General features: G+C 66.8%; 20 protein-coding genes. 3 read left to right on the top strand and 17 right to left on the bottom strand.

Annotated features, from left to right (window positions below; all coding sequences use genetic code 11):
• Positions 1-6: 6 nt before the first annotated feature.
• From efp to aspS, 14 genes are all read right to left on the bottom strand, one after another.
• Positions 7-570 carry an elongation factor P gene (gene efp, locus L1O03_RS05115; RefSeq protein ID WP_236118351.1) on the bottom strand — a complete coding sequence of 188 codons (564 nt, stop codon included), beginning with the start codon at positions 568-570 and terminating at the stop codon, positions 7-9.
• Positions 571-626: 56 nt separating this feature from the next.
• Positions 627-1,718: an aminopeptidase P family protein gene (locus L1O03_RS05110; protein WP_236118350.1), complete on the bottom strand. Its 1,092-nt coding sequence runs from the start codon at positions 1,716-1,718 to the stop codon at positions 627-629.
• Positions 1,719-1,746: 28 nt separating this feature from the next.
• On the bottom strand, positions 1,747-2,211 hold the full coding sequence (aroQ, locus tag L1O03_RS05105) for a type II 3-dehydroquinate dehydratase (protein WP_236118349.1): 465 nt from the start codon (positions 2,209-2,211) through the stop codon (positions 1,747-1,749).
• A 9-nt stretch (positions 2,212-2,220) separates the two neighbouring features.
• Positions 2,221-3,324: a 3-dehydroquinate synthase gene (gene aroB, locus L1O03_RS05100; RefSeq protein ID WP_236118348.1), complete on the bottom strand. Its 1,104-nt coding sequence runs from the start codon at positions 3,322-3,324 to the stop codon at positions 2,221-2,223.
• A 62-nt stretch (positions 3,325-3,386) separates the two neighbouring features.
• The gene (locus L1O03_RS05095) at positions 3,387-3,914 is read right to left on the bottom strand and encodes a shikimate kinase (RefSeq protein WP_236118347.1); all 528 of its coding nucleotides are present in this window, start codon (positions 3,912-3,914) and stop codon (positions 3,387-3,389) included.
• Entirely contained in the window at positions 3,907-5,118 is a 1,212-nt protein-coding gene (aroC, locus tag L1O03_RS05090) for a chorismate synthase (RefSeq protein WP_236118346.1), read from the bottom strand. The genes L1O03_RS05095 and aroC overlap by 8 nt, the downstream gene beginning before the upstream one ends.
• Positions 5,119-5,134: 16 nt before the next feature.
• Positions 5,135-5,623, bottom strand: a complete 489-nt coding sequence (locus tag L1O03_RS05085) for a prepilin peptidase (RefSeq protein ID WP_236118345.1) — start codon at positions 5,621-5,623, stop codon at positions 5,135-5,137.
• Positions 5,624-5,731: 108 nt separating this feature from the next.
• Positions 5,732-6,595 carry a shikimate dehydrogenase gene (locus L1O03_RS05080; protein ID WP_236118518.1) on the bottom strand — a complete coding sequence of 288 codons (864 nt, stop codon included), beginning with the start codon at positions 6,593-6,595 and terminating at the stop codon, positions 5,732-5,734.
• Positions 6,596-6,606: 11 nt separating this feature from the next.
• The gene (mltG, locus tag L1O03_RS05075; RefSeq protein ID WP_236118344.1) at positions 6,607-7,803 is read right to left on the bottom strand and encodes an endolytic transglycosylase MltG; all 1,197 of its coding nucleotides are present in this window, start codon (positions 7,801-7,803) and stop codon (positions 6,607-6,609) included.
• A complete protein-coding gene (gene ruvX, locus L1O03_RS05070) occupies positions 7,796-8,305 on the bottom strand; it encodes a Holliday junction resolvase RuvX (RefSeq protein ID WP_236118343.1) in 510 nt (169 codons plus the stop codon). Before ruvX ends, mltG begins: the two co-directional genes overlap by 8 nt.
• Before the next feature lie 156 nt (positions 8,306-8,461).
• Positions 8,462-11,137: an alanine--tRNA ligase gene (gene alaS / locus L1O03_RS05065; RefSeq protein ID WP_236118342.1), complete on the bottom strand. Its 2,676-nt coding sequence runs from the start codon at positions 11,135-11,137 to the stop codon at positions 8,462-8,464.
• Positions 11,138-11,210: 73 nt separating this feature from the next.
• Positions 11,211-12,578: a replication-associated recombination protein A gene (locus L1O03_RS05060; RefSeq protein ID WP_236118341.1), complete on the bottom strand. Its 1,368-nt coding sequence runs from the start codon at positions 12,576-12,578 to the stop codon at positions 11,211-11,213.
• Positions 12,575-13,825, bottom strand: coding sequence for a protein kinase family protein (locus L1O03_RS05055; protein ID WP_236118340.1), 1,251 nt, complete (start codon positions 13,823-13,825; stop codon positions 12,575-12,577). The genes L1O03_RS05060 and L1O03_RS05055 overlap by 4 nt, the downstream gene beginning before the upstream one ends.
• A gap of 125 nt (positions 13,826-13,950) precedes the next feature.
• Entirely contained in the window at positions 13,951-15,744 is a 1,794-nt protein-coding gene (aspS, locus tag L1O03_RS05050) for an aspartate--tRNA ligase (protein ID WP_236118339.1), read from the bottom strand.
• A gap of 132 nt (positions 15,745-15,876) precedes the next feature.
• Between aspS and ypfJ the strand changes: the two genes are divergently transcribed.
• Positions 15,877-16,773 (top strand): KPN_02809 family neutral zinc metallopeptidase, encoded by an 897-nt coding sequence (gene ypfJ, locus L1O03_RS05045; protein WP_236118338.1) that lies wholly within the window; start codon positions 15,877-15,879, stop codon positions 16,771-16,773.
• 106 nt (positions 16,774-16,879) lie between these two features.
• Here ypfJ and L1O03_RS05040 read toward each other — a convergent pair whose 3' ends face one another.
• Together L1O03_RS05040 and L1O03_RS05035 are read right to left on the bottom strand one after the other, a co-directional pair.
• Positions 16,880-18,781, bottom strand: coding sequence for a YhgE/Pip family protein (locus tag L1O03_RS05040; protein WP_236118337.1), 1,902 nt, complete (start codon positions 18,779-18,781; stop codon positions 16,880-16,882).
• Complete coding sequence (locus tag L1O03_RS05035; protein WP_236118336.1) at positions 18,781-19,314, bottom strand: hypothetical protein; 534 nt, start codon at positions 19,312-19,314, stop codon at positions 18,781-18,783. Before L1O03_RS05035 ends, L1O03_RS05040 begins: the two co-directional genes overlap by 1 nt.
• A gap of 270 nt (positions 19,315-19,584) precedes the next feature.
• Between L1O03_RS05035 and L1O03_RS05030 the strand changes: the two genes are divergently transcribed.
• A complete protein-coding gene (locus L1O03_RS05030; RefSeq protein WP_236118335.1) occupies positions 19,585-20,208 on the top strand; it encodes a TetR/AcrR family transcriptional regulator in 624 nt (207 codons plus the stop codon).
• Between the two features lie 93 nt (positions 20,209-20,301).
• The gene (locus L1O03_RS05025) at positions 20,302-21,705 is read left to right on the top strand and encodes an L-serine ammonia-lyase (protein ID WP_236118334.1); all 1,404 of its coding nucleotides are present in this window, start codon (positions 20,302-20,304) and stop codon (positions 21,703-21,705) included.
• A gap of 51 nt (positions 21,706-21,756) precedes the next feature.
• Here L1O03_RS05025 and hisS read toward each other — a convergent pair whose 3' ends face one another.
• Positions 21,757-23,046 (bottom strand): histidine--tRNA ligase, encoded by a 1,290-nt coding sequence (hisS, locus tag L1O03_RS05020; RefSeq protein WP_236118333.1) that lies wholly within the window; start codon positions 23,044-23,046, stop codon positions 21,757-21,759.
• Positions 23,047-23,067: the final 21 nt, after the last annotated feature.

Raw genomic sequence — 23,067 nt, 5'->3', positions numbered from 1 at the left:
GCCGCTTTAGTTCGACACGCGGGAGAGGTAGGAGCCATCCCGGGTGTCCACCTTGACGACGTTGCCGGTCTCCAGGAAGAGCGGGACCTGGATCTCCGCGCCGGTCTCGAGGGTGGCGGGCTTGGTGCCGCCGGTGGAGCGGTCACCCTGCAGACCCGGATCGGTGTGCTCGATCTTCAGGTCCACGGAGGTGGGCAGCTCCGCGAAGAGGGCGTCGCCCTCGTGGAAGGAGACCTGGACGCGCATGTTCTCCAGGAGGAAGCGCGCCGCGTCACCGAACTTCTCGGCCGGAAGCTCGACCTGCTCGAAGGTCTTATCGTCCATGACGACGTAGGAGCTGCCGTCGAAGTAGAGGTAGGTCATGTCGCGGCGGTCGACCGTCGCGGTCTCCACCTTCACACCAGCGTTGAAGGTCTTATCGGTGACCTTGCCGGAGACGACGTCCTTGAGCTTGGTGCGCACGAAGGCGGGCCCCTTGCCCGGCTTCACGTGCTGGAATTCCACGATCTGCTGAAGCTTGTTGTCAATTTTCAGGACGAGACCGTTCTTAAAATCTGCAGTGGTAGCCACTGACGTTAACTCCTCTTGTGAATCGAGAAAACCGGGTCAAATATCGGGTTTATACCCTACACCACCGTGAGGTCCTTGGAGACACCGGTAATGATCTCCGCATCCCCGCGCGTGATGATGAGGGTGTCTTCAATGCGGACCCCGCCCTTGCCCGGCACGTAAATACCCGGCTCGATGGTGAGCGTCATTCCCTCGCGCAACTCGCCGACCCCGGATTGGGAGGCAAAGGGCGCCTCGTGGACCTCCAGGCCCACGCCGTGGCCGGTCGAGTGAACGAAGTACTCCCCATAGCCGGCGTCCGCGATGACCCTGCGGCAGGCGGCGTCGACGTCCACTAGCCGGGCGCCAGGCCGCGCCGCGGCGATGCCGGCCAGCTGCGCCTCCAGCACCACCTCGTAGATCTCCCGGGAGAAGTCCGAGGCCTCCCCCATGATGAAGCTGCGGGTCGCATCCGAGTTGGCCCCCTCGCGGTAGGCCCCGTAGTCGATGGTGACGATGTCCCCGCGGGCGATCACCCGATCGGAGGCGCCGTGGTGCGGCTTCGCCGAGTTCGGCCCCGAGGCCACAATCGTGTCAAAGCTGGTCCGCTCCGAGCCCAGGCGCCGCATCCGGTACTCAAGGTCCGCGGCGACCTCCCGCTCCGTCCTCCCCACAGCGAGCTCCCCCGCCTCGAGGAGATCGGCCAGCGCCTGCGTCGCGAGGCTGGCAATCGAGCGCAGATCCTCGAGCTCCTGGGGGTCCTTCACCTCGCGCAGTGCCTCGACGAGGCCTGTCACGGGCACGAGCTCGACGTCCTCCGCGCAGGCCTCACGGAAGGATTCCAACTGGGAGACAGACACCGCGTCGGCCTCGAAGCCAATGCGGCGCGGGCCTGTGACCTCGCGGAGGAGGGCCTCGGCGCTCGGCCGGGCGATGAGCGCCGGGATGTCGGGGGCTTCCTCCGCGATCTGCGTGGTATAGCGCCCATCCGTGCAGATGCGGGCACTCAAGTCCGTCGACACAAGAAGAGCCGCATTCGAGCCCCGGAATCCGGAGAGGTACCCCACGTGGATGAGATTGGTGACCAGGAGCGTATCGATCCGACGGCCCGCGATCTCCGCGGCAAGCTTGCGTCGACGATCCGCATAGCGCGTATCAGCCAAAGCCATAACGACCCTTCCTCGTTCGTGTATTCGTCTAGTTGCCTGCTGCGGCGGCGGATTCCACCTGCGCAGCGACGTACTCTAAGGCCAGAACATACCCGTGAGCGCCGAGTCCCGCGATGACTCCCCTCGCGATCGGCGAGAGATAACTGTGATGGCGGAATTCCTCGCGGGCATGGATGTTGGAGAGGTGAACCTCGACGAAACCGTGGTTTCCCTCGTCATTGAGCTCGACGAGGGCATCGCGCAGCGCCACCGAGGTGTGGGTCAACCCACCCGGGTTGATGATGACGGGCCAGTGCTGGTCCGCCGCCTCATGCGCCCAGTCGATGAGCTGGGACTCCGCATTGCTCTGGCGGCTCTCTACCTCCAGCCCGAGCTCCTCCCCGCGCCGGCGGAGATTCTCTTCGATGTCGGCCAACGTCTGGTGCCCATAAATGTGCGGCTGCCTCTTGCCCAGGCGGTCGAGGTTGGGTCCATGAAGAACGAGAACTTTCACTGCTCCTCCTTATCGTGCAGGTGTCGTCGTGGCCTCCCCGCTGAGCCGTTCATAGGCGGCCCGGAGTGCCTCCTCTGCCGGCTGCTCCGCGCGGGTCATGCGGGCGACCTCGCCGTCGAGAAGGACGAAGCGCAGGTGACCTCGACGATTCTTCTTGTCGCGCTGCATCCCGGCCCGGAGCTCCTCGAAGTGTCCACCCTCATAGGTGGTGGGAAGGCCCACGGAATCGAGGATGCGACGCTGCCGCTCGACGAGCGCGCCATCGATGAGCCCGAGCTCCTCGGCGAGGTAGGCGGCGAACATCATGCCCACGGCCACCGCCTGGCCGTGCCGCCACTGGAAGCGTTCCCGCAGCTCTACGGCGTGGCCGAAGGTGTGACCGTAGTTGAGGATCTCGCGCAGCCCGGCCTCCTGGAGGTCCTCGGCCACAACCTTGGCTTTGACCGCCACCGAGCGGGCGATGAGCTCCGGGAGATGACCGTCAAGGCGCAGACAGGCCGCGGGGTCCTGCTCATAGCGCTCCAGGATGACAGGGTCGGCGATCATGCCCGTCTTGATGATCTCCGCGCTGCCGGCGACGATCTCCCCTCGCGGCAGTGTGCCAAGGCGATCGGTGTCGATGAAGACGGCGTCGGGCTCATGGAAAGCCCCCACGAGGTTCTTCCCCGCGGCGGTGTTGACGCCCGTCTTCCCGCCCACGGCGGCGTCGACCATCGCGAGCAGCGTGGTGGGCACCTGGATGACGGTGATCCCCCGCATCCAGCAGGCGGCCACGAAGCCGGCAAGGTCCGTCGCCGCTCCCCCGCCCACGCCGATGACGACGTCTCGTCGCCCGCACTCCGCCTCGCCGAGACGATCCCACAGGGCACCGGCAACCTCCAGGGTCTTGCCCTCCTCGGCGTCGGGGACGGGGCACTCGATGACCTCGAGGCCCTGCTCACGCACCGCCGCGGCGATATCATCCACCACGCCGCGCAGGGGCTCCTGGAAGACGATGGCGGCCTTGCGCGCGCCAGAGACTGCCGCCGCACGCTCGGCGATCGCCGGGGAGAGCCCCTCGCCGATCGTCACCTCGTAGGGATGCGGCCCGTCAACGGGAACCGTGATTGTCATGGGGTACTCCTTCGGATGTGGTGGGTCTGAGGGCGTCTCGTGGGGAGGCGGGCGGCGGTGTCCTAGTCCAGGGTGTCGAGGTAGCCGAGGATATCCGCCACCACCTGCTGGGGTTTGCGCTGGTCTGTCCGAACCCGGAAGGACATCACTTCCTGGTAGAGGGGCACGCGCGCGTCGTGGAGCTCCCGGTAGTGGGCGACGGGATCCTCCGCAGCGAGGATCGGGCGGTTCGTGTCCCCCGCCGTCCTGCGCGCGCCCTCCTCCACGCTGACATCGAGCCAGATGACGTCGTGAGTGAGAAGAAGCTGCCGGGTGGACGCCGTGAGCACCGCGCCTCCGCCGAGCGAGAGGATCCCCGGCCGGTGCAGTGCCTGGGCCACCGTCTCCGCCTCGATCTCGCGGAACGCCGGCTCACCCTTTTCCGAGAAGATCTCCCCGCACGCTGTGCCGTACTCCTCCTCGATGATGTGGTCCGTGTCGATCACTGGAAGGTTGAGCGCGCGCCCAAGACGCCGAGCAATCGTCGACTTACCCGCCCCGGGCATCCCGACGAGAACCAACCGCGGTGCTGCGACTGCCTGCTCATTCATGGTCAAACTCCAACCGCTCCTTTACCTGGGCACAGTACTGCTCATAATTGCGTCGAACCTCTGCCACACTATCCCCACCGAACTTCTCCAGCACGGCGCGCGCGAGCACGAGAGCCACCATCGACTCCGCCACGACCCCCGCCGCCGGCACCGCGCACACATCGGAGCGCTGGTGAATGCCCGTTGCGGGCTGGCCACTCGCCATGTCGACGGTCTTCAGGGCGCGCGGCACTGTGGAGATCGGCTTCATCGCCGCCCGGACGACGAGTGGCTGCCCGTTCGTCATGCCGCCCTCCAGCCCGCCGGCGCGATTCGAGAGCCGCGTGACGGTGTCCCCGTCCCGGACCATTTCATCGTGGGCTTCCGATCCGCGGCGCCGGGCTTCCTCGAAGCCATCGCCGATCTCCACGCCCTTGATCGCCTGGATGCTCATGACAGCCTGCGCCAGCTGGGCGTCGAGCCTGCTCTCCCCGCTGACATGGCTGCCCAGCCCGATCGGAAGGCCATCGACCACGACCTCCACCACGCCGCCGAGCGTGTCCCCCGCCTTCTTCGCGGACTCGATCTCCGCGATCATCGAGGCCTCCGCCTCCGGGGAGAACGCGCGCACCGGGGAGGCGTCGATGGCGTCGAGGTCTTGAGGGGTGGGCGCGGGGCCGCGGTAGGGCTCGCTCGGGCCGATGGAGATGACGTGCGAAAGGATCTCGACGCCGAGGACCTCGCGGAGGAAATTCCGTGCGACGGTCCCTACCGCCACGCGCGCGGCCGTCTCGCGGGCGGAGGAGCGCTCGAGGATGGGCCGGGCCTCCTCGTGCTCGTACTTCACCATTCCGGCGAAGTCGGCGTGCCCGGGGCGGGGGCGGGTGAGCTTCGCCCCGCGGCCGGAGGACATCGCTCGGGCGGCCTCCGGGTCCTCGGGATCCAGGGGGTCCGCCGACATGATGGTGGTCCACTTCGGCCACTCGGTGTTCCCGATCATGATGGCCACCGGAGAGCCCAGCGTCTCGCCATGGCGGACGCCGCCGAGGAAGGTCACCTCGTCTGCTTCAAACTTCATCCGGGCGCCGCGCCCATAGCCCAGGCGGCGGCGCGCCAACTGGCGCGACACCTCCTCCCGGGTGACCGACACGTGAGCCGGAATCTGTTCGATGATGGCAACCAAGGCCTGGCCGTGGGATTCTCCTGCGGTGGTCCAACGAAGCATAGTTCTTATTCTCTCATTATCTCGATGTCAGACTGGCATAGTACCCCGCCCAAAGCCCCTCTACCCCCACGAGTACGAACATTATCCCCAGGCTGAGCGCCGTTCCCAGGAGCATCGCCGGACCGTGCGCATGCCGCGCAGAGCGGCGCCACAGCATCTCACCCACCGCAAGCGCATTCGCGATGAGCACCGCCCCCAGCACCGCAGCCACCCCTCCGCCCCAGGCCGCCGCCGTCCCCAGGGAGAGAGCGAGCTTCACGTCTCCCCCGCCTATCCCGCCGCGACTCGCCAGCGCCAGGAGGGCGTACGTGCCGGCCCAGCCCAGGCCACCCAGCACCGCGAAGGGGTGGCCTCCCCAGCAACTCGCGAGCACGACGAGCGCAGCGGCCGGAAGGGTCAGCGCGTCCGGGAGCCGGCCATGACGCCGATCCCACCACCACAGCGACGCTCCCCACGCCAGCACGCATCCGAGAAGGATGCCCGCCATCCCCCGATCCATCACCATCACCCCCGAGTGTGTTCCCGGGGCGGCCTTCGCCCCGGTCGATCCAGCTTGATACGGCAACGCCCCCGCGCGCCGTGCGTGGGGGCGAGTATAGCCGAGCCGGGTGGCTTAGCGACGGATGTGCCGTTCGAGGGCCTCCCGCATCGCCTCCCGGGGTGCCGCATGCCCGGTGAACTGCTCGAACTGCCCAAAGGACTGGTAGGCGAGCATGACATGACCACCCACGGTGCGGTAACCATTCGCCGCGGCTTGGGCGACGAGCGGAGTGGGCCACGGATCGTAGATGACGTCCAACACCGGGGCGTGGGCGAGCTCGGGCTCGCGACCCTGAAGGCTCCTCGAGGGAACCGTCGAGACGATGACGTCCACCTCAGCGGCGAGATCCTGGAGATCCTCCTCGAATCCAATGAGTTCGAAGGACGCGCCGTGGGAGGTGGCCAGGGGCTCGAGCTCCGCGCGCCGATCGCTGCGGTTGATGACGCTGATCCGCGAGGCCCCGCGCTGGGCAAGGGTCCACAGCGCCGGCCGCGCGGTCCCGCCACCGCCGATGACCAGGCAGTGCTCCACCATCCGGCCTTCCCCGAGGAGCTCATCGAGAGCGCCGGCAACGCCATCGCAATCGGTGTTATCTGCGCGCCAGCCGTCGTCAGTCCGCACGAGGGTGTTGGCGGAGCCGATGGCGCGAGCGCGATCGCTCACCTCGGTGGCGAAGTTGAGGGCAGCGAACTTGCCGGGCATGGTGACGGAGAAGCCGCGGTAGCTATCGTCGATGGAGCCGACGAGGCCCGGGAGCTGCTCCCCTGTGCACTCGATGCGGGTGTATTCCCAGTCCTCCAGGCCGAGGGCTGCGTAGCCGGCCTCGTGGAGGATCGGGGAGAGCGAATGCTCAATCGGCGAACCGAGCACCGCGGCCCGATGCGCGATCTCCGGGGGCTCCGAATTCTCCGAGCTCCCTGTGGGCTTCCCGCTCATCTGCTGCGTGCTCACTCCCGGTGCTCCTCGCGACGACTATCCAGGAGGCCGGACTCAATGGCCCGGCGGGTATCAGCCTGGTGCTCCTCGAAGGTGTTGTTGAACTCCGTCGTCCCGTCCTTGTCGACGGTGACGAAGAAGAGCCACTCCCCCTCCGCCGGGTGTTCCATGGCGGTGATCGCGTCCTCCGAGGGGGCGGCGATTGGCGTCTCGGGCAGGCCCTCCTTGGCGTAGGTGTTCCACGGGGTCTTGCGCTCGCGATCCTCGTCGCGGGTGGCGACCTCCTGCTCCTTCAGGTCATAGTTGACCGTCGAGTCGAACTCCAGGCGCATGGGCTTGTGGAGGCGGTTGAGGATGACGCGGGCCACCTTGTCGAAGTCCCCGGCGGGAGCCTCGCGCTCGACGAGGGAGGCGGCGATGATGAGCTCATAGGGGCTCAGGCCGATCTCATGGGCCCGGGCCTCAATGCCGGTCTCCTCATACTTCGAGGCCGAGCGCGTGATGAGGTCGGTGAGGATCTCCCGAGCATCCATGTCCGGATTGATGAGGTAGCGGCCGGGGATGATGAGCCCCTCCAGCCGGCGCGGATCCGAACCGCGGGAGTTCACCGCGTCCACCGCCCACTCGGGCACGCCCAGCTCGCGCGGGTCTGTCGTCGAGGCCACCTTCTCCAGCTGCTCGACGGTGACGCCGCCCTCCTTCTTCTCGGCGCACGAAATGCGCGAGATCTCAGAGTAGATGCCGGGGCGGTTCTGCCCGCCCACAACGGTGACGTCGCTCAGCGTGGAGCCGCCCTGGATGTCCAGGAACTCCACCAGGTTGGCCGGATCCGTGAGCGCGTGGACGGCCGCCTTCGCGCTCATCCGCTCCTGCAGGCGGTAGAAGCCGGGCTGCACATTATTCGCTTCGGGGCTCGACGCGGCGGCCTGCTGGAAGGCCTCCTCACTCCGGACGATGCCGCGTTCCTCAAGCTCAGAGCCCATTTCCGAGAGGGAGGATCCCTCCTTGATCTCGACGAGCTGCACCACGCCATTGCCCTCCCCGCGGTAGTCGGAGGTTCCGCCGGTCACCTTTACGCCAATGTAAATCACTGCGAAAATGATGAGCACCAGCGCCGCGATGAGCACCGCGAGGCCCCGCTGGCGGCGCTTCACATACTTGGGCTCCATCCGCCATCGCTGGGGTGCCCGGCCATGTTGCTTAGACATTCTCTACTCCCTCCCGGCGATTCCGGGCATCCAACCACGATTGAAGGATCTCGACGGCAGCCGCCTGATCAATGACCTTGCGCCCGCGCTTGGAGCTGATCCCGCTCGCGTGAAGCGCGCGGGTGGCGACCGCCGTGCTGAGCCGCTCGTCTGCCAAGCGCACGGGCACGGCTCGCCCCTCGGACTCCAGTGCCCGCTCCAGTCTGTCGGCGATGAAGCGCGCATGCTGGACGCTCACCGACCCATTGCCCTTGAGATCGCGGGGAAGACCCACGACGATCTCCACGGCGGCATACTCCTTCACGATGCTGAGAAGGCGTGCGATGTCCTCCCCATCGGGTTCGTCGAAGCCGGTCACGCGTCGGACCGTCTCCACAGGCATGGCCAGGCGGGCGTCGCGATCGGAGGAAGCGACCCCGATCCGCACGGTCCCCACATCAATGCCGATGCGACGGCCCGGGCCCGGATCGTCGACACCGGGAGTGTCTGGGGTCTCTTTCATCGTGACAGTTCGGCCTTCCTACAATCCTGCGGGCAGCCCGCGACGGACAGATCTCTCTTTCAAGGTAACGGTTATGCAACGAAAAAGGGGAATCACGACTGGCGTGTTTCCCCTTTTCCTTGGACTATGCTCCGGCGATACCCCGGTGTGGGCGAGCTAGGAGCGAGAACGCAGGTCCTCGATGATGGCGCGGAAGCCCTCGGCGAGGCCCTCCGGCGCGCTGCCCGAGCCCTGGGCCATGTCGGGCTTCCCGCCGCCTCGGCCGGAGACGTACTCCCCCAGGACCTTCACGAGGTCCCCAGAGCGCACGCCCTTGTCCACCGCGGCCGGCGTCGCCGCGACGACGAAGGGAGCCTTGCCCTTCTCATCCTTGGCGCCCAACACGATGACCGCAGCCTTCTCGCCGCAGCGGCCGCGCAGATCCAGCGCCGCCGTGCGCAGGTCACCCGCCGCAGTGCCGGCCGGAAGCTGCTCGGCGATCACGGAGAACTCACCCACCTGCTGGGCCTTCTCCACGAGCCCGCCCAGCTGAGCGCTGAGCTGCTGGCGGTGCAGATCCGCGATCTGCTTCTCCGCCGCCTTGAGCTTGGCTGCCAGCTGAGAAATGCGCTCCGGCAGATCCTCCGAGGGGGTCTTCAGGCTGCTCGCCAGCCCCTCCGCAAGCGCCCGCTCCTTCGAAAGGTAGCGGAAGGAGTCAAGGCCCGAGTAGGCCTCGATGCGGCGCACGCCCGATCCCACGGAGGACTCGCCCAGAACGGCCACCGGCCCGATCTGCGAGGAGTGCGCCACGTGGGTGCCACCGCAGAGTTCGAGGGAGAAGGGGCCCGCGATCTCGACGACCCGGACGAGGTCACCATAGTTCTCCCCGAAGAGCGCCATGGCGCCCATGGCCTTGGCCTCCTCGAGCGGCATCTCCGTGGTGTTCACCTGGTGGTCGGCGTCGACGACCGAGTTGGTGATCTCCTCGATCTGCTGCAGCTGCTCGGGCGTGAGCTGCTCGGTGTAGTTGAAGTCAAAGCGCAGGTAGCCCGGCTTGTTCATGGATCCGGCCTGGACGGCGGTGGGCCCAAGGACCTGGCGCAGAGCGCCGTGGATGAGGTGCGTCGCGGAGTGCGCCTGGCGCGCGGCGTGGCGCCAGGCCTCGTCGACGTGTGACTCCACGGTGGCGCCCACCTCCAGGCCCGCGCCCTCCGGAATGCGGGTCTTGTGGATCCACAGCTTCTTGCCGATCTTCTGCACATCCTCGACGGGCAGCGAGACGCCGTCGAGGACAAAGGAGCCGCGGTCACCGAGCTGGCCGCCGGCCTCGGCGTACATCGGGCTGACGTCGACGATGACGTCCACCTGCTCACCCGGGCGGGCTTCGCTGATGCGCTGGCCGTCACGGACGAGGCCCAGGACGCGGGAGGTGGCCTGGAGCTCCTCGTAGCCGACGAACTCGGTGGGGTGCTCGTCGATGAACTCGCGGAAGACCGAGAGGTCCTGGTGCCCGTGCTTCTTCGCCTTGTTGTCCGCCTTCGCGCGGGCGCGCTGCTCGGCCATGAGGGCGTCGAAGCCCTCGATGTCCACCTCGAGCCCGGCCTCGCGGGCCATCTCCACGGTGAGGTCGATGGGGAACCCATAGGTGTCGTGGAGGGCGAACGCGCGATCACCGCTGATCCGGGTGCCGTGCGCGGAACGCACCTCGGAGGCCGCGTTCTCGAAGAGCTCCGTGCCGGACTCGAGGGTGCGGAGGAAGGCCCGCTCCTCCGTGACCGCGACGCGCAGAATGCGCTCGCGGTTCTTCTCAATCTCCGGGAAGGACGGGGTCATGGTGTCCATGATGGTGCTCATGAACTTCTCCATCGTGGGGCCCTGCGCCCCGAGCAGGCGTGCGGAGCGGATGATCCGGCGCAGCAGGCGGCGGAGGATGTACCCCCGGCCCTCGTTGCCGGGGGTAACGCCGTCGAGGATGAGCATCATGCCGGTCCGGGAGTGGTCGGCGATGACGCGGAAGCGGATGTCGTCCTCGTGCTCAGCGCCGTAGCGCGCGCCGGTCAGGGTCTCCGCCACGTCGATGACGGGGCGCAGGAGGTCGGTCTCATAGACATTGTCGACGCCCTGGAGGATGCAGGCCACGCGCTCGATCCCGAGGCCGGTATCGATGTTCTTCTTCGGCAGCGGCCCGAGGATCTCGAAGTCCCCCTTGCCGGTCCCCTCACCGCGCTCGTTCTCCATGAAGACGAGATTCCAGATCTCCATGTAGCGGTTGTCATCGGCGATGGGGCCGCCCTCGGCGCCGTACTCCGGGCCGCGGTCATAATAGATCTCCGAGCAGGGGCCACAGGGGCCGGGCACACCCATGGACCAGTAGTTATCCTCCATGCCCAGACGCTGGATGCGCTCCTTGGGGATGCCGACGACCTCATGCCAGATATCGGCCGCCTCGTCATCATCGAGGTAGCAGGTCACCCACAGGCGCTCCGGGTCCAGGCCCAGCCCGCCCTTCTCCACGGGGTCAGTGAGCAGCCCCCACGCGTGCGTGATGGCGCCCTCCTTGAAGTACTGCCCGAAGGAGAAGTTGCCCGCCATCTGGAAGAAGGTGTTGTGACGGGTGGTGATGCCCACCTCCTCGATATCGAGGGTGCGCACACACTTCTGGATGCTCGTGGCCGTGCCGTTCGGGAAGGGCGGGGTCTGCTGCCCAAGGAAGTAGGGTTTGAAGGGGACCATCCCGGCGTTGACGAAGAGCAACGTGGGGTCATCAAGGATGAGCGAAGCACTGGGAACCTCCGTATGCCCAGCCTTCACGAAGTGTTGGGTAAAACGCTCCCTGATTTCGTGTGTTTGCACTGCGGTTGTCCTCGATTTCTACCGTTGAGGGATGGTCATTGCTGCCATAGATTTTGTCAGACGGCCTTACACTTTACCCGTCGCCCCGGACAATGCCGCGCAACCGGTCAAGATAGGCTTCGATCCGCTTTTCCGCCCCGCGCGGGCGCGGGTGATAATAACGCGCATCCTGCACAATCTCCGGGGCGTACTGCTGGGGGACGACGCCCGTCGGATCATCATGCGGGTAGACATAGCCGACGGCGTGGCCGAGCTTCTTCGCCCCCTCATAGTGGCCATCGCGCAGGTGCGGAGGGACGGGCCCGATCTTGCCCTCGCGCACATCCTGCTGGGCGGCGGAGATGGCCTCGATGACGGCATTGGACTTCGGCGCCGTCGCGAGGTGAATGGTCGCCTGCGCGAGGGTAAGCCGGGCTTCCGGCATCCCGATGAGCGCCACCGCCTGCGCCGCGGCAACCGCCGTCTGCAAGGCCGTGGGATCCGCCATGCCGATGTCCTCGCTCGCGTGAATGATGAGACGACGGGCGATGAAGCGGGGGTCCTCCCCCGCCTCGATCATGCGGGCCAGATAGTGGAGAGCGGCGTCCACGTCCGAGCCCCGAATGGACTTGATGAAAGCGCTGGTGACGTCATAGTGCTGGTCCCCATCGCGGTCATAGCGCACCACCGCGCGATTGATGTTCTCGCGGAGGGTATCCGTCGTGATGTTCTCCCCATCCTTCACCGCCTCCGCGGCCGCCTCCACGTAGGTGAGCGCGCGGCGCGCGTCCCCGCCGGCGAGCATGACCAGCTGCTCCACAGCATCATTGTCGATCCCCACCCGGCCGCCGAGGCCGCGCTCATCGGTGATCGCGCGGGTGATGACCGTGGTGAGGGCTGGGTCATCGAGGGGCTCAAGGTGGAGGAGCAGCGAGCGCGAGAGCAGCGGCGCCACCACGGAGAAGGAGGGGTTCTCCGTGGTCGCGGCCACCAAGAGCACCGTGCGATTTTCCACGGCAGCGAGGAGCGCATCCTGCTGGGTCTTGGAAAAGCGGTGGACCTCGTCGATGAAGAGGACCGTCCGGTGGCCGTTAATGAGGTCGCGACGCGCCTGGTCAATGACGGCGCGGACCTCCTTCACGCCGGAGCTCAGCGCCGAGAGGCCGACAAAGCGGCGCTGGGTGGCCGTCGAGATGAGCGAGGCGATCGTCGTCTTCCCCGTTCCGGGTGGCCCATAGAGGATCACCGAGGCGTCCCCGGAGCCCTCGACCAGCCGCCGCAGCGGCTTCCCCTCCCCCAGGAGGTGCTCCTGGCCCACGACGTCCTCGAGGCTCCGGGGCCGCATCCGCGCGGCGAGCGGGGCCCCGGCCGGGGCCTCAAAGAAGTCCGAGGCCTCCCGCCGGATCGCGCCCTCATCGCCGCCCGACGTCGTACCGCCGAAGAGATCGTCCTGGGGGCTCATGCGTAGCGCGGGGCGTCGTCGACGGGAGCAAGGCGCTCAGCGACGTGGGCGGCAAATTGGGCCACGACGGGAAGACGGGTGTCGCTGCCTCGGGCGGCAAAGCGGGCGAGAGCTTCGAAGGTCTCGTGGAGATCGCGGCGCACGAGGTGCTCCTCCTCGCTGAAGGGCCCCTCGGTGGACGGCCGGAGGACGTCGATCTCCGCCCGCCGCTCTTCAGAGAGCATCCGGGCGGTCTCGGCCTCTTCGGCGGAGGAATCGTGCATGAGCGCCACCGCCACGTTGTTGAGCGAGCCAAAATGCATGAGCGAGATGCTCGCGAGCGCCCAGCCCAGCATGGCGATGACGATCCGCACGTGGAGGCGGTCCTCATTGCGCACATTCGGCCAGATGGAGTTCACCTCGCCGACCCAGGCGTCGATGAAGACGTCCGCCTCATCGTCGCTGATCGGGCGCGAGAAGAGGAACTGCGGGAAGCCGGCCACCACGCAGGCGACGTCGAAGGTGGCGTCGCGGAACCCCGCCCACTCATAGTCAAGGAAGTGCGTCTTCTGCGCGACGATGATGTTGTCCGGGGAGAGATCGAAGGGGGTAAAAGCGCGGTGCTGCCCGCGCAGCAGGCGGCGGCGGGCCTGGCCGATGAGCTCCATGACATCCGGCGGGACGTCGAGCCCGGCGTCGTTGAGCAGGCTCACCCCGGTGCCGAGGGAGAACTCCAAGGAGTGATCGCGGGCGTGCACGAGGGCCGACGCATCCTGGTGGGAGCGCAGGACGCGCGCCTGAAGGGTATCGAAGTTGTCCTCGCGGTCGGCCGTCCCGGCGTGCATCCGCCCGATGGCCTGGCCGAGGTTGCGCAGGATGTGGGCGCGGGACTCCTCCCCGCTCTGCGAGAGCAGCTCAGCGAACGTGTCCCCATCGCCGGAGTCGGAAATCACGACGAGCCGCTGGTCAATGTCATAGGCGAGGAGAACGGGCCCCGGGCGCACCTCCTCGGGAAGGGACGTCGTGAACTGGTAAGCCACCACCTCCCGGATGAGCCCCACATCATCGAGCGGGTCCTCCGAGCGAGGCGTGTACTTGATGACGAGGCTGCGGTCCTCGAGGAAAGGCGATTGGGCAACCTTAGCCCTGAGGACGACGGCATGACCGGTGCCAGAGAGAGGCTGAACATCGGTGAGCTTTTGCTGCCCGCCGTAGCGGCCGGTGAGCAGGCGCTCAGCGCGCTCAATGATCTCCTCTGTGCTCTTCAATGGTCTCTCCTTAATCAGCACGACACGTGACGCCGCACATGGCGAAGGGGGAGTTCCGCTCTGGGGACTCCCCCTCTCACCATAATGGGTGGCACGCCTTCCCTCCGCTAAGACGACGGGGAGGGCTAGTTGGTTCCCTTCTTCCCCGGCCGGGCGTCAATCCCGGACTCACGTCGCTGCTGCGGCGTGATGGGGGCCGGTGCATCGGTGAGCGGGTCCACACCGCCGCCGGACTTCGGGAATGCGATGACGTCGCGAATCGAATCGAAGCCGCCAAGGAGCGAGACGATGCGGTCCCAGCCAAAGGCGATGCCGCCGTGCGGCGGGGCGCCGAAGGCGAAGGCGTCGAGGAGGAAGCCGAACTTCTCCCGGGCCTCCTCTTCCGAGATGCCCATGACCTTGAACACGCGCTCCTGAACATCGCGCTGGTGGATACGGATGGAACCGCCACCGATCTCGTTGCCGTTGCAGACGATGTCATAGGCGTAGGCGGTGGCCTCGCCGGGGTTCTCGTCGAAGGAGTCCAGCCACTCCGGCTTCGGGGAGGTGAACGCGTGGTGCACCGCGGTCCACGAGGAGTGGCCGAGGGCGACGTCGCCGGAGGCCTGCGCATCAGCGGAGGGCTCGAAGAGCGGGGCGTCGACAACCCAGGTGAACGCCCAGTCGCCCTCCTTGATGAGGCCCAGCTTCTCCGCGATCGCGGTGCGGGCCGCGCCGAGCAGGGCGCGGGAGGACTTGGTCTCCCCCGCCGCGAAGAAGATGCAATCGCCCGGCTTCGCGCCGACGTGCGCCGCGATGCCCTCGCGCTCGGCGTCGGTGATGTTCTTGGCGACGGGGCCGGTGAGCTCCCCATCCTCCTGGACGAGGATGTAAGCCAGGCCCTTGGCGCCGCGCTGCTTGGCCCAGTCCTGCCAGGCGTCGAGCTGACGGCGCGGCTGCGAGGCCCCACCCTCCATGACGACGGCGCCCACGTACTCATTCTGGAAGACGCGGAACGTCGTGTCCTTGAAGAACTCGGTGCACTCGGTGATCTCAATGTCGAAGCGGAGGTCGGGCTTGTCCGAGCCGTACTTCTTCATCGCCTCCGCGTAGGTCATGCGCGGGATCGGGGTGGTGATCTCGTAGCCGATGAGCTTCCACAACTCGGTGACGATTTCCTCGGCCAGGGCGATGACATCCTCCTGGTCGACGAAGCTCATCTCAATATCCAGCTGGGTGAACTCCGGCTGGCGGTCCGCGCGGAAGTCCTCATCGCGGTAGCAGCGGGCGATCTGGTAGTAGCGCTCCATGCCAGCGACCATGAGCAGCTGCTTGAAGAGCTGCGGGGACTGCGGCAGGGCGTAGAAGGTACCCGGCTTGAGGCGGGCGGGGACGAGGAAGTCGCGCGCACCCTCCGGAGTGGAGCGGGTGAGCGTCGGCGTCTCGATCTCCGTGAAGTCGTGGGCGTCGAGAACACGACGCGCCGCCTGGTTCGCGCGGGAGCGCAGGCGAAGGGCATTGCCCTGGCTGGAACGGCGCAGGTCAAGGTAGCGGTAGCGGAGGCGAACCTCCTCGCCCACCTCGCCGTGGGAGGTGGAGGCGTCGTCAATCTGGAAGGGCAGCGCGGCCGAGGGGTTGAGCACCTCAAGCTCGCTGACGTTCACCTCAATGTCGCCGCTCGGGAGGTTCGGGTTCTGCGAGCCCTCCGGGCGCTCCTCGACGACGCCCGTCACGCGCAGGCAGTACTCGCTGCGGAGCTCGTGCGCACGCTCGGCGACCTCGGACTCACGGAAGACGACCTGGGCAATCCCGGAACGGTCGCGCAGATCGATGAAGATCACTCCGCCGTGGTCTCGACGACGCGCTACCCAACCGGTGAGGGTAACGGTGTGGCCTGCGTTGTCTTTGCGGAGTTCACCCGCGAGGTGGGTACGCAACACTGTTGATACGGTCCTTCCGAGTTCGAGAATGTCACGGGGTTCGCTGTGCGACACAATGTCGCGCCCAGTTTACTCGCCCTCCCCCGCCCTGTCTGTGCGGCCCCCACCGATCAAGATATTAAGATTTGGCTTATGACTTTCAAACCGGGCGTTCATAAAGATCGCAACATCGCCCGCCGTGGCGGCGGCGGAGGGGGCCGGATTGCCGTCGGCGGCGGCATCGGCACTGTCGTCCTTATTGGTCTCTATCTTCTCCTCGGCGGGGATCCCGCCGGCTTGGGGACTCTCCTCGGCGGCTCCGAGGCTCCCGCACCCCAGGACACCCAGGCGCAGCAGGGCGGGGCGGGGCTCGAGCACTGCCAGACCGCCGAGGACGCGAACTCCCGCGCCGACTGCCGCGTCGAGTTCACCGCGATGAGCGTCTTCCACACCTGGGAAAAGCAGCTCCCCGAGCAGGCGAACATCACGTTCGAGGAGCCCGGCCTCGTCGTCTTCGATCAGACGACGAACTCCGGCTGTGGGGTGGCCCAGGGCAACACCGGCCCCTTCTACTGCCCGGCCGATCGCTCTGCCTACTTTGACGTCTCCTTCTTCCAGCAGCTGGAGCAGCTGGGCGGGGAGAACGCGCCGCTCGCACAGATGTACATCGTGGCCCACGAGTACGGCCACCACATCCAAAACCTCGAGGGCACCCTCGGGCTCAGCGACTACAACAATCCCGGCGAGGACTCCAACGCCGTGAAGATCGAGCTCCAGGCTGATTGCTACGCCGGCATCTGGGCCCACTGGGCGGATAAGGGCGAGGACGCCATGCTCGAGACCATCACCCCGGAGCAGGTGGAAAGCGCGATCGCGACCGCCCAGGCCGTCGGCGATGATAACATCCAGCGCCGCTCCGGCGGGGAGGTCCAGCCCGACCAGTGGACCCACGGCTCCTCCCAGCAGCGGGCTGAGTCCTTCCTGGCCGGCTACCGCACGGGCAAGATGAACGCCTGCGACACCTTGGGGCGCCACGTGTACGCCGAGTAAAGAATAAGAAGCCGATGAGAAGACAGAAAACTCGGGACGGCCCCGTCGAGAAGTTGACAGGGCCGTCCCGAGTTCTTTCTATTTGATCTGCTTTCTGCCGCCGGGCCTACACCGAGAGCTCCGGGTGAAGATCCTTGTGCCGGATGATCCGGTGGCGCCAGGCCGCGAAGATACTCACCGCTCCCGAGAGGACGAAGAGCAGGACGAGCGCCCCCATTCCGGTGAAGAAGCGGTGGTCGAGGTCCCAGCTGCTCGGCCCCACGATCATCTGCCGCAGCACGTTGATGGAATAGGTCATCGGGTCAATAACGTGGATGATCTGCTGGAATCGCGGCTGCGTCTCCGGCGGATAGAGGCCGCCCGAGGAAACCAGCTGCGTTGCCATCAGGATGAGGCAAAGCACGCGGCCGATCGCCGGCCCGAAGAACGCATTGATGCAGTGCGTGAAGGCGACGAAGGCGCTCGAGATCGCGAGCATCGAGAGCCAGAGACCAAAGTCATGCTTGGCATCGAGGCCGATCGCAAAGCGCAGCACGAGGAACATCGCCGTTGCCTGGCACCAGCCGATGAGCATGGCCGGCAGGTAACTTGCCAGGGCCACGCGCAGGTTCCCCGCCTGGGAGTCGAGCGCACGGCGCTGCAGCGGCCGCAGCAGCATGAAGCACACCGTGCCTCCCATGAAGAGACCCAGGGAGATGAAGAACGGGGCCAGGCCCACGCCGAAGGTGGTGAGGCCGGGGTCGGCCGGCTGCACCTGCTTCACCGGCGTCGCGATCGTCGACGCATAATCCGGGCGCACATCATCCGGGAAGCGCGGAAGCTGCTGAGAACCGTCGGTGATCTTCAGCGCGAGCTCCCCGGAGCCTTCGTCCAGCCGCACGAGCCCATCGCGCAGCGCGGAGGCGCCGACGACCAGCTGCTTCGAACCGTCCTGGAGCTGTCGCATACCGGCTGCGAGGGTCTGGGAGCCGTCGACGGCCTGCTCAACGCCGGCGCGGTATTCCGCGTTGGGGTCGGTGAGCTGGCGGGCGATCTCCCGGGCGCCATCGCGCAGCTGATTGAGCTTCTGCGCGATATCCGAGTCCGGCCCCATGCCCGTCGTCCGCAGCTGGTGGATGACGCCGTCGGTCTGCTGGGCAAGCTGCGCCGCGCCCGGGACACCAGAGGCCCGCAATCCCGTCGACAGGTTGACGAGCTGCGCAATGAGCTGGTTCTGCTGGGCTGCTGCCCCATCAGTCAAGCCCACAATCTGGTCAACGCCGCCGGAGACCTGGCTGGCGCCGTCGCCCAGGGTGTCGGTGCCCGCGCGCAGCTGCTGGAGACCGTCGCTCAGCCGTTGGGCGCCGTCGGCGGCCTCATTGATGCCGGCATCAAGGGCGTGGGCGCCGTCGGCGAGCCGTTGGCCTCCGTCATTCGCCTGGCCGGCACCGTCATTGACCTGACCAGCGCCATCGGCAGCCGCGTCCATGCCCTCACCGATGGTGTTGAAGCCGACGAGCAGGTTATCGGTGACCTGCTCGCCCAGCTGGGCGTCCACGGTGTCGACGACAATCGTGGCGATCTGATTACCCAACACCTGGCCGAGGAAGCCGTTGGCGCTGTTGAACACGGCGTTCATCGTCGCGGGATGGGGGTTCTTCGTCCCGGCGGACACCGCGGCCTCGGAGAAGTCCGAGGGGATCTCGAGAGCGAAGTAGTAGGTGCCGTCGGCCACGCCGTCGCGCGCCTCCTCCGGGGTGGTTTCGATGAACTTCACCCGGTCATTCTCGAGGATCTTCTCCGTGACCTGGTCGCCTGCCTTGAGCGGCTGGCCGTCCTTCTCCGCCCCGGCATCCTGGTTCACGAGGGCGACGGGCAGGCGCGAGAGCCCACTAATCGGATCCCAATAGGACCACACAAAGAGGCCACCGAAGATGAGGGGCAGCAAAATAATGACGGCGAGCCCCAGAGGCGGGAGCTTTCCGTAGAAGAATCGCTTCAGCTCAGAGCCGATGTGAAAGAGCGACATTAGTCCTCCTCGGAGGGTTGTTCGTCCTCGACGTCACGCTCTTCGGGGCTGATCCACAGCGCGCGGTCGACCGTCCCCGTGGTGTCAGGGTTGGAGCTATTGACGATGACCGGGATGCGCTGGCTGAGGTTCTTCAGCCGGAAGAAGACCTCATCGCGCACCGTCATCGACTTGACCTGGTCGATGTCATCGACGATAAGCAGGCTCGCGTCCGGGCGCGAGAGCAGCGCGAGGACGATCCGCAGGAGGAAGCGGTCCCGGGCGCGGAGGTCGTCGACGGTGTCATCGAGCGTGATGTCAAGGTCGAGGAGTTGTGCAAGGGCTGGGTAGTCCGAGTCCTCTGGCCGCGGCGTGTGCTTCCACCAGGAGGTGGCCCACGCCAACTGTTCACGAACAACAGTCCGCACGGGGACCAGGCGCTCGAGCCCGTCGAGCTCAGAAACCCCAGCGAGGGCGCAGTAGCGCGCGCGCTCGCGGGCTCCGGTGAGCGTGGTGGGCTGCCACAGTGTGATGGTTCCTTGCGGGCATGCCATTCTCCCTGCCAGAACGAGGGAAAGAGTGGTGGACTGGGACTCTCGATAGGACTGGAGGAGAGTCAGACTGGGCTCATCCGGGATGGTGATGTTCGGTAACAACCCCATCCCCAGATCGAGATCCTCAGTGCTTAATAGGGTGCTGATGATCGTACTCCCGACTATGTGGAGGTTTAACTATCACTTTCTGTAGAGTATCTTGAACCCCAGCGAGCGGTTGTGTCAACACACCGCTTCGGTCCAGGAACTTTACAGTGTGAAGGAAAGTGTATGCGTGCTGATGCCCTGCGCCGGCGGGAAGCCCTCATCGAGGCCGCGTGCGAGCTTGTTCGGACGCGGCACGAGGACAGCATCCCCCTCGAGGCCATTGCGCAGCGCGCGGGCGTGGGCATCGCCACGCTCTACCGCAACTTCCCGGATCGCATCTCTCTGCGCCACGCCTGCGCCGCCCACCTCTTCAATGAGGCCGTCGCCCTCCTCGAGGAGGCGCGCGATGCCATGGCCAGCGCCCCGGCTACCGTCGTGGAGGAAGCCTGGACCGACCTCATGTGGAGCCTCGTGCGTCTCGGGCTCGGCGCCATCGTCCCCGTCTTCGTCCCCACGGACGTCCACGAGCTGCCCGAGGACCTGCAGGCCATCACGGCGCGCGTGCTCGAGCTCCTCAACGAGGTTGCCTCCGACGCCCAGCGCGCCGGCCTCCTCGATCCCGAAATCGACGGCCTCACCGTGCTCGTTGGGCTCTTCACGGCCTCCCGTCCGCAGGTGGAGGGGCTCAACGCCCTCGTGCCCGATTTGGAGGCAACCATGGTGAAGATTTATCTTCGGGGCCTTCAACCCCGCACCCCGCAAAACCCGTCGGTCGAGGCCTCAACCCCTTCTGCGCACTGCGCCTAGGAACTGTGCTGAGACATCACCCGGGGAGGCATTCCGCGGCCGGCATTCCGCGTTACACTTGGGGCCGTTCATCAACTCTCGGGAGGTACTTGAGTGACCATCAGCGTCATTGACCTGTTCAGCGTGGGGATTGGGCCCTCTTCCTCGCACACGGTGGGCCCCATGCGTGCGGCACGGCAATTCGTGCGGCGCTTCCCCTCGCTCCCGGCGCGCGTCCGCGTGATTCTTCGCGGCTCGCTCGCCGCGACGGGCCAAGGCCACGGCACGGACCGGGCGAGCATTCTCGGGCTCGTGGGCTATGAGCCGGAGACCATGCCGGCCGGTGTCACTCCCGCTTATGGGGACCTCATCCCCGCGCGCGGGAGTATTTCTGGGCCGCTGGGCACTGTGGAGTATGAGATCGTCGTCGATACCCACGCGCTGCCTGAGCATCCCAATGGCATGATTATGGAGGCTTTCGGGCGGGATGGTTCGCCGCTTGGGGATCCCATGGACTATTACTCCGTGGGCGGGGGCTTCATCCTCAGTGGCGAGGAGCTGCGGGAGCTCGCGGCTTCCGAGGAGGGGCTGGGCTCCGGCGCGTCCACGACCGGCCGTTCGGCCGACGCCCCCTACCCCTTCTCCACGGCGGAGATCCTCAAGAAGCACTGCACCAACACCGGGCTCTCTTTCTCCGGCATCATGGCCGCCAATGAGGCGGCGCTCCACGACGGAATCGAGGTGGTCAACAACTACCTCGACACGGTGTGGCAGACCATGCGCGAGTGCGTTCGCGCGGGCATCGCGACGTCGGGGATCCTCCCGGGCGGCTTGGGTGTGAGCCGCCGGGCCCCGGGCCTCCACCGCAAGCTCCTGGAGATCAAGGCCTCGCCCCGCGGCGATGCGCTGGGGGCGATGGAGTGGGTCAACCTCTACGCCCTTGCCGTCAACGAGGAGAACGCGGCGGGCGGCAAGGTCGTCACCGCTCCGACCAACGGTGCGGCCGGGATCATCCCCGCCGTCATGCACTATGCCCTCGATTTCCTCGACGACTTCTCGACGGAGAAAGCGCGCCAGTTCCTCCTGGCGGCGGGCGCCGTCGGGATCATTATCAAGGAGAGTGCCTCCATCTCCGGGGCGGAGGTCGGCTGCCAGGGGGAGGTCGGTTCGGCCGCAGCGATGGCGGCCGCCGGTCTCTGCGAGATTCTGGGCGGCACCCCGGCGCAGGTGGAGAATGCCGCGGAGATCGCCCTGGAGCACAACCTGGGGCTCACCTGCGACCCGGTGGGTGGGCTCGTGCAGATCCCCTGCATCGAGCGCAACGCCATTGGCGCGGTGAAGGCGATTAATGCCGCGCGCCTCGCGATGATGGGTGAGGGCACGCACCGGGTGTCCCTCGACGACGTCGTCGAGACGATGGCCGCCACGGGACGCGACATGCTCTCCAAGTACAAGGAAACGGCGGCCGGTGGGCTCGCCGTCACGCTGGGCCTCCCGGTGAACCTCACCGAGTGCTAGGCGGGGTGTAAGGCCCGGGCGGGGCCTCGGGCGGGTGTGCCCCGCCCTCCCCTACAGGGCGTTCTGCAGGGCCTTCTGCAGGTGCTCCACGACGTCGGTGAGCGGGACGCTCACCTGCTCGTGCTGGGCGAGGTCCTTCACGGCGATCGTGCCCTCTGCCAGCTCATTCTCACCGAGGACCAGCGCATAGCGGGCGGCAGCACGGTCCGCGCCCTTCATCGCGCCCTTGAGGCCGCGGTCCCCATAGGACATGTCCGCGGCAACCCCAGCGCCGCGCAGCTGGTGGATGACCACCGCCATCCGCTTCTTCGCCTCCGCGCCAAGCGCCACACCGTACACGTCGACGCGACGCTCAGTGCCCGGCAGCTCCACACCCTCCGCGTCGAGGGCGAGCAGCGTGCGGTCCACGCCCAGTCCGAAGCCGATGCCGGAGAGGTCCTGCCCGCCCAGCTGCTGCATGAGCCCGTCATAGCGGCCACCGCCGCCGATGCCCGACTGGGCGCCCAGGCCGTCGTGGACAAACTCGAAGCAGGTCTTGGTGTAGTAGTCGAGGCCGCGGACCATGCGCGGGTTGATGGTGTAGGCCACGCCCATGTCGTCGAGGAGTCCGGTGACGGTCTCGAAGTGCTCGCGACACTCATCATTGAGGTAATCGAGCATAAGCGGGGCATCGGCGGTCATCTCCTGGACCTCCGGGCGCTTGTCGTCGAGGACGCGGAGGGGGTTGATGCTCGCGCGGTGGCGGGTCTCCTCGTCAAGCGGCAGCGCGAAGAGGAACTCCTGCAGTTTCTCCCGGTAGGCGGGGCGGCAGTTGCGGTCGCCGAGGCTGGTGAGCTCCAGCCGGTATCCGCTGAGCCCGACGCTCCGGTAGCAGCGATCAGCGAGCGCGATGATTTCCGCGTCGAGGGCGGGATCGTCGACGCCGATAGCCTCGACGCCCACCTGCTGGAGCTGGCGGTAGCGGCCGGCCTGCGGTCGCTCATAGCGGAAGAAGGGGCCGGCATAGTTGAGCTTCACGGGAAGCTGGCCGCGGTCCAGGTTGTGCTCGATGACGGCGCGGACCACCCCGGCCGTCCCCTCGGGGCGCAGCGTGACAGAGCGATCGCCCCGGTCAGCGAAGGTATACATCTCCTTGGAGACGACGTCCGTGGACTCCCCCACCCCGCGGGCGAAGAGGTTCGTGTCCTCGAAGATCGGGAGCTCGATGTGCTGGAATCCGGCCAGGTGGGCCTGGCGGATAAAGGCATCGCGCACCGCGAGGAAGCGCGGGGACACCGGGGGCACGTAATCGGGAACCCCCTTGGGGGCGGACAGGGACGCAAACTTCTTCTTTTCGCTCACGTCCGAATACTTTACCGTCCG

It is taken from the genome of Corynebacterium uropygiale (assembly GCF_021568315.1).
Lineage (GTDB): Bacteria > Actinomycetota > Actinomycetes > Mycobacteriales > Mycobacteriaceae > Corynebacterium > Corynebacterium uropygiale.
Note: the sequence above shows the minus strand (reverse complement) of the source record. Positions and strands in the feature narration are given on the sequence as shown.

Excerpts from the sequence above, each read along its gene's own strand:
- L1O03_RS05110 (WP_236118350.1), bottom strand. The coding sequence starts at position 1,718 with ATGGCTTTGGCTGATACGCGCTATGCGGATCGTCGACGCAAGCTTGCC.
- aroB (WP_236118348.1), bottom strand. The coding sequence starts at position 3,324 with ATGACAATCACGGTTCCCGTTGACGGGCCGCATCCCTACGAGGTGACG.
- L1O03_RS05095 (WP_236118347.1), bottom strand. The coding sequence starts at position 3,914 with ATGAATGAGCAGGCAGTCGCAGCACCGCGGTTGGTTCTCGTCGGGATG.
- aroC (WP_236118346.1), bottom strand. The coding sequence starts at position 5,118 with ATGCTTCGTTGGACCACCGCAGGAGAATCCCACGGCCAGGCCTTGGTT.
- L1O03_RS05085 (WP_236118345.1), bottom strand. The coding sequence starts at position 5,623 with ATGGTGATGGATCGGGGGATGGCGGGCATCCTTCTCGGATGCGTGCTG.
- L1O03_RS05080 (WP_236118518.1), bottom strand. The coding sequence starts at position 6,595 with ATGAGCGGGAAGCCCACAGGGAGCTCGGAGAATTCGGAGCCCCCGGAG.
- mltG (WP_236118344.1), bottom strand. The coding sequence starts at position 7,803 with ATGTCTAAGCAACATGGCCGGGCACCCCAGCGATGGCGGATGGAGCCC.
- ruvX (WP_236118343.1), bottom strand. The coding sequence starts at position 8,305 with ATGAAAGAGACCCCAGACACTCCCGGTGTCGACGATCCGGGCCCGGGC.
- L1O03_RS05060 (WP_236118341.1), bottom strand. The coding sequence starts at position 12,578 with ATGAGCCCCCAGGACGATCTCTTCGGCGGTACGACGTCGGGCGGCGAT.
- ypfJ (WP_236118338.1), top strand. The coding sequence starts at position 15,877 with ATGACTTTCAAACCGGGCGTTCATAAAGATCGCAACATCGCCCGCCGT.
- L1O03_RS05040 (WP_236118337.1), bottom strand. The coding sequence starts at position 18,781 with ATGTCGCTCTTTCACATCGGCTCTGAGCTGAAGCGATTCTTCTACGGA.
- L1O03_RS05035 (WP_236118336.1), bottom strand. The coding sequence starts at position 19,314 with ATGGCATGCCCGCAAGGAACCATCACACTGTGGCAGCCCACCACGCTC.
- L1O03_RS05030 (WP_236118335.1), top strand. The coding sequence starts at position 19,585 with ATGCGTGCTGATGCCCTGCGCCGGCGGGAAGCCCTCATCGAGGCCGCG.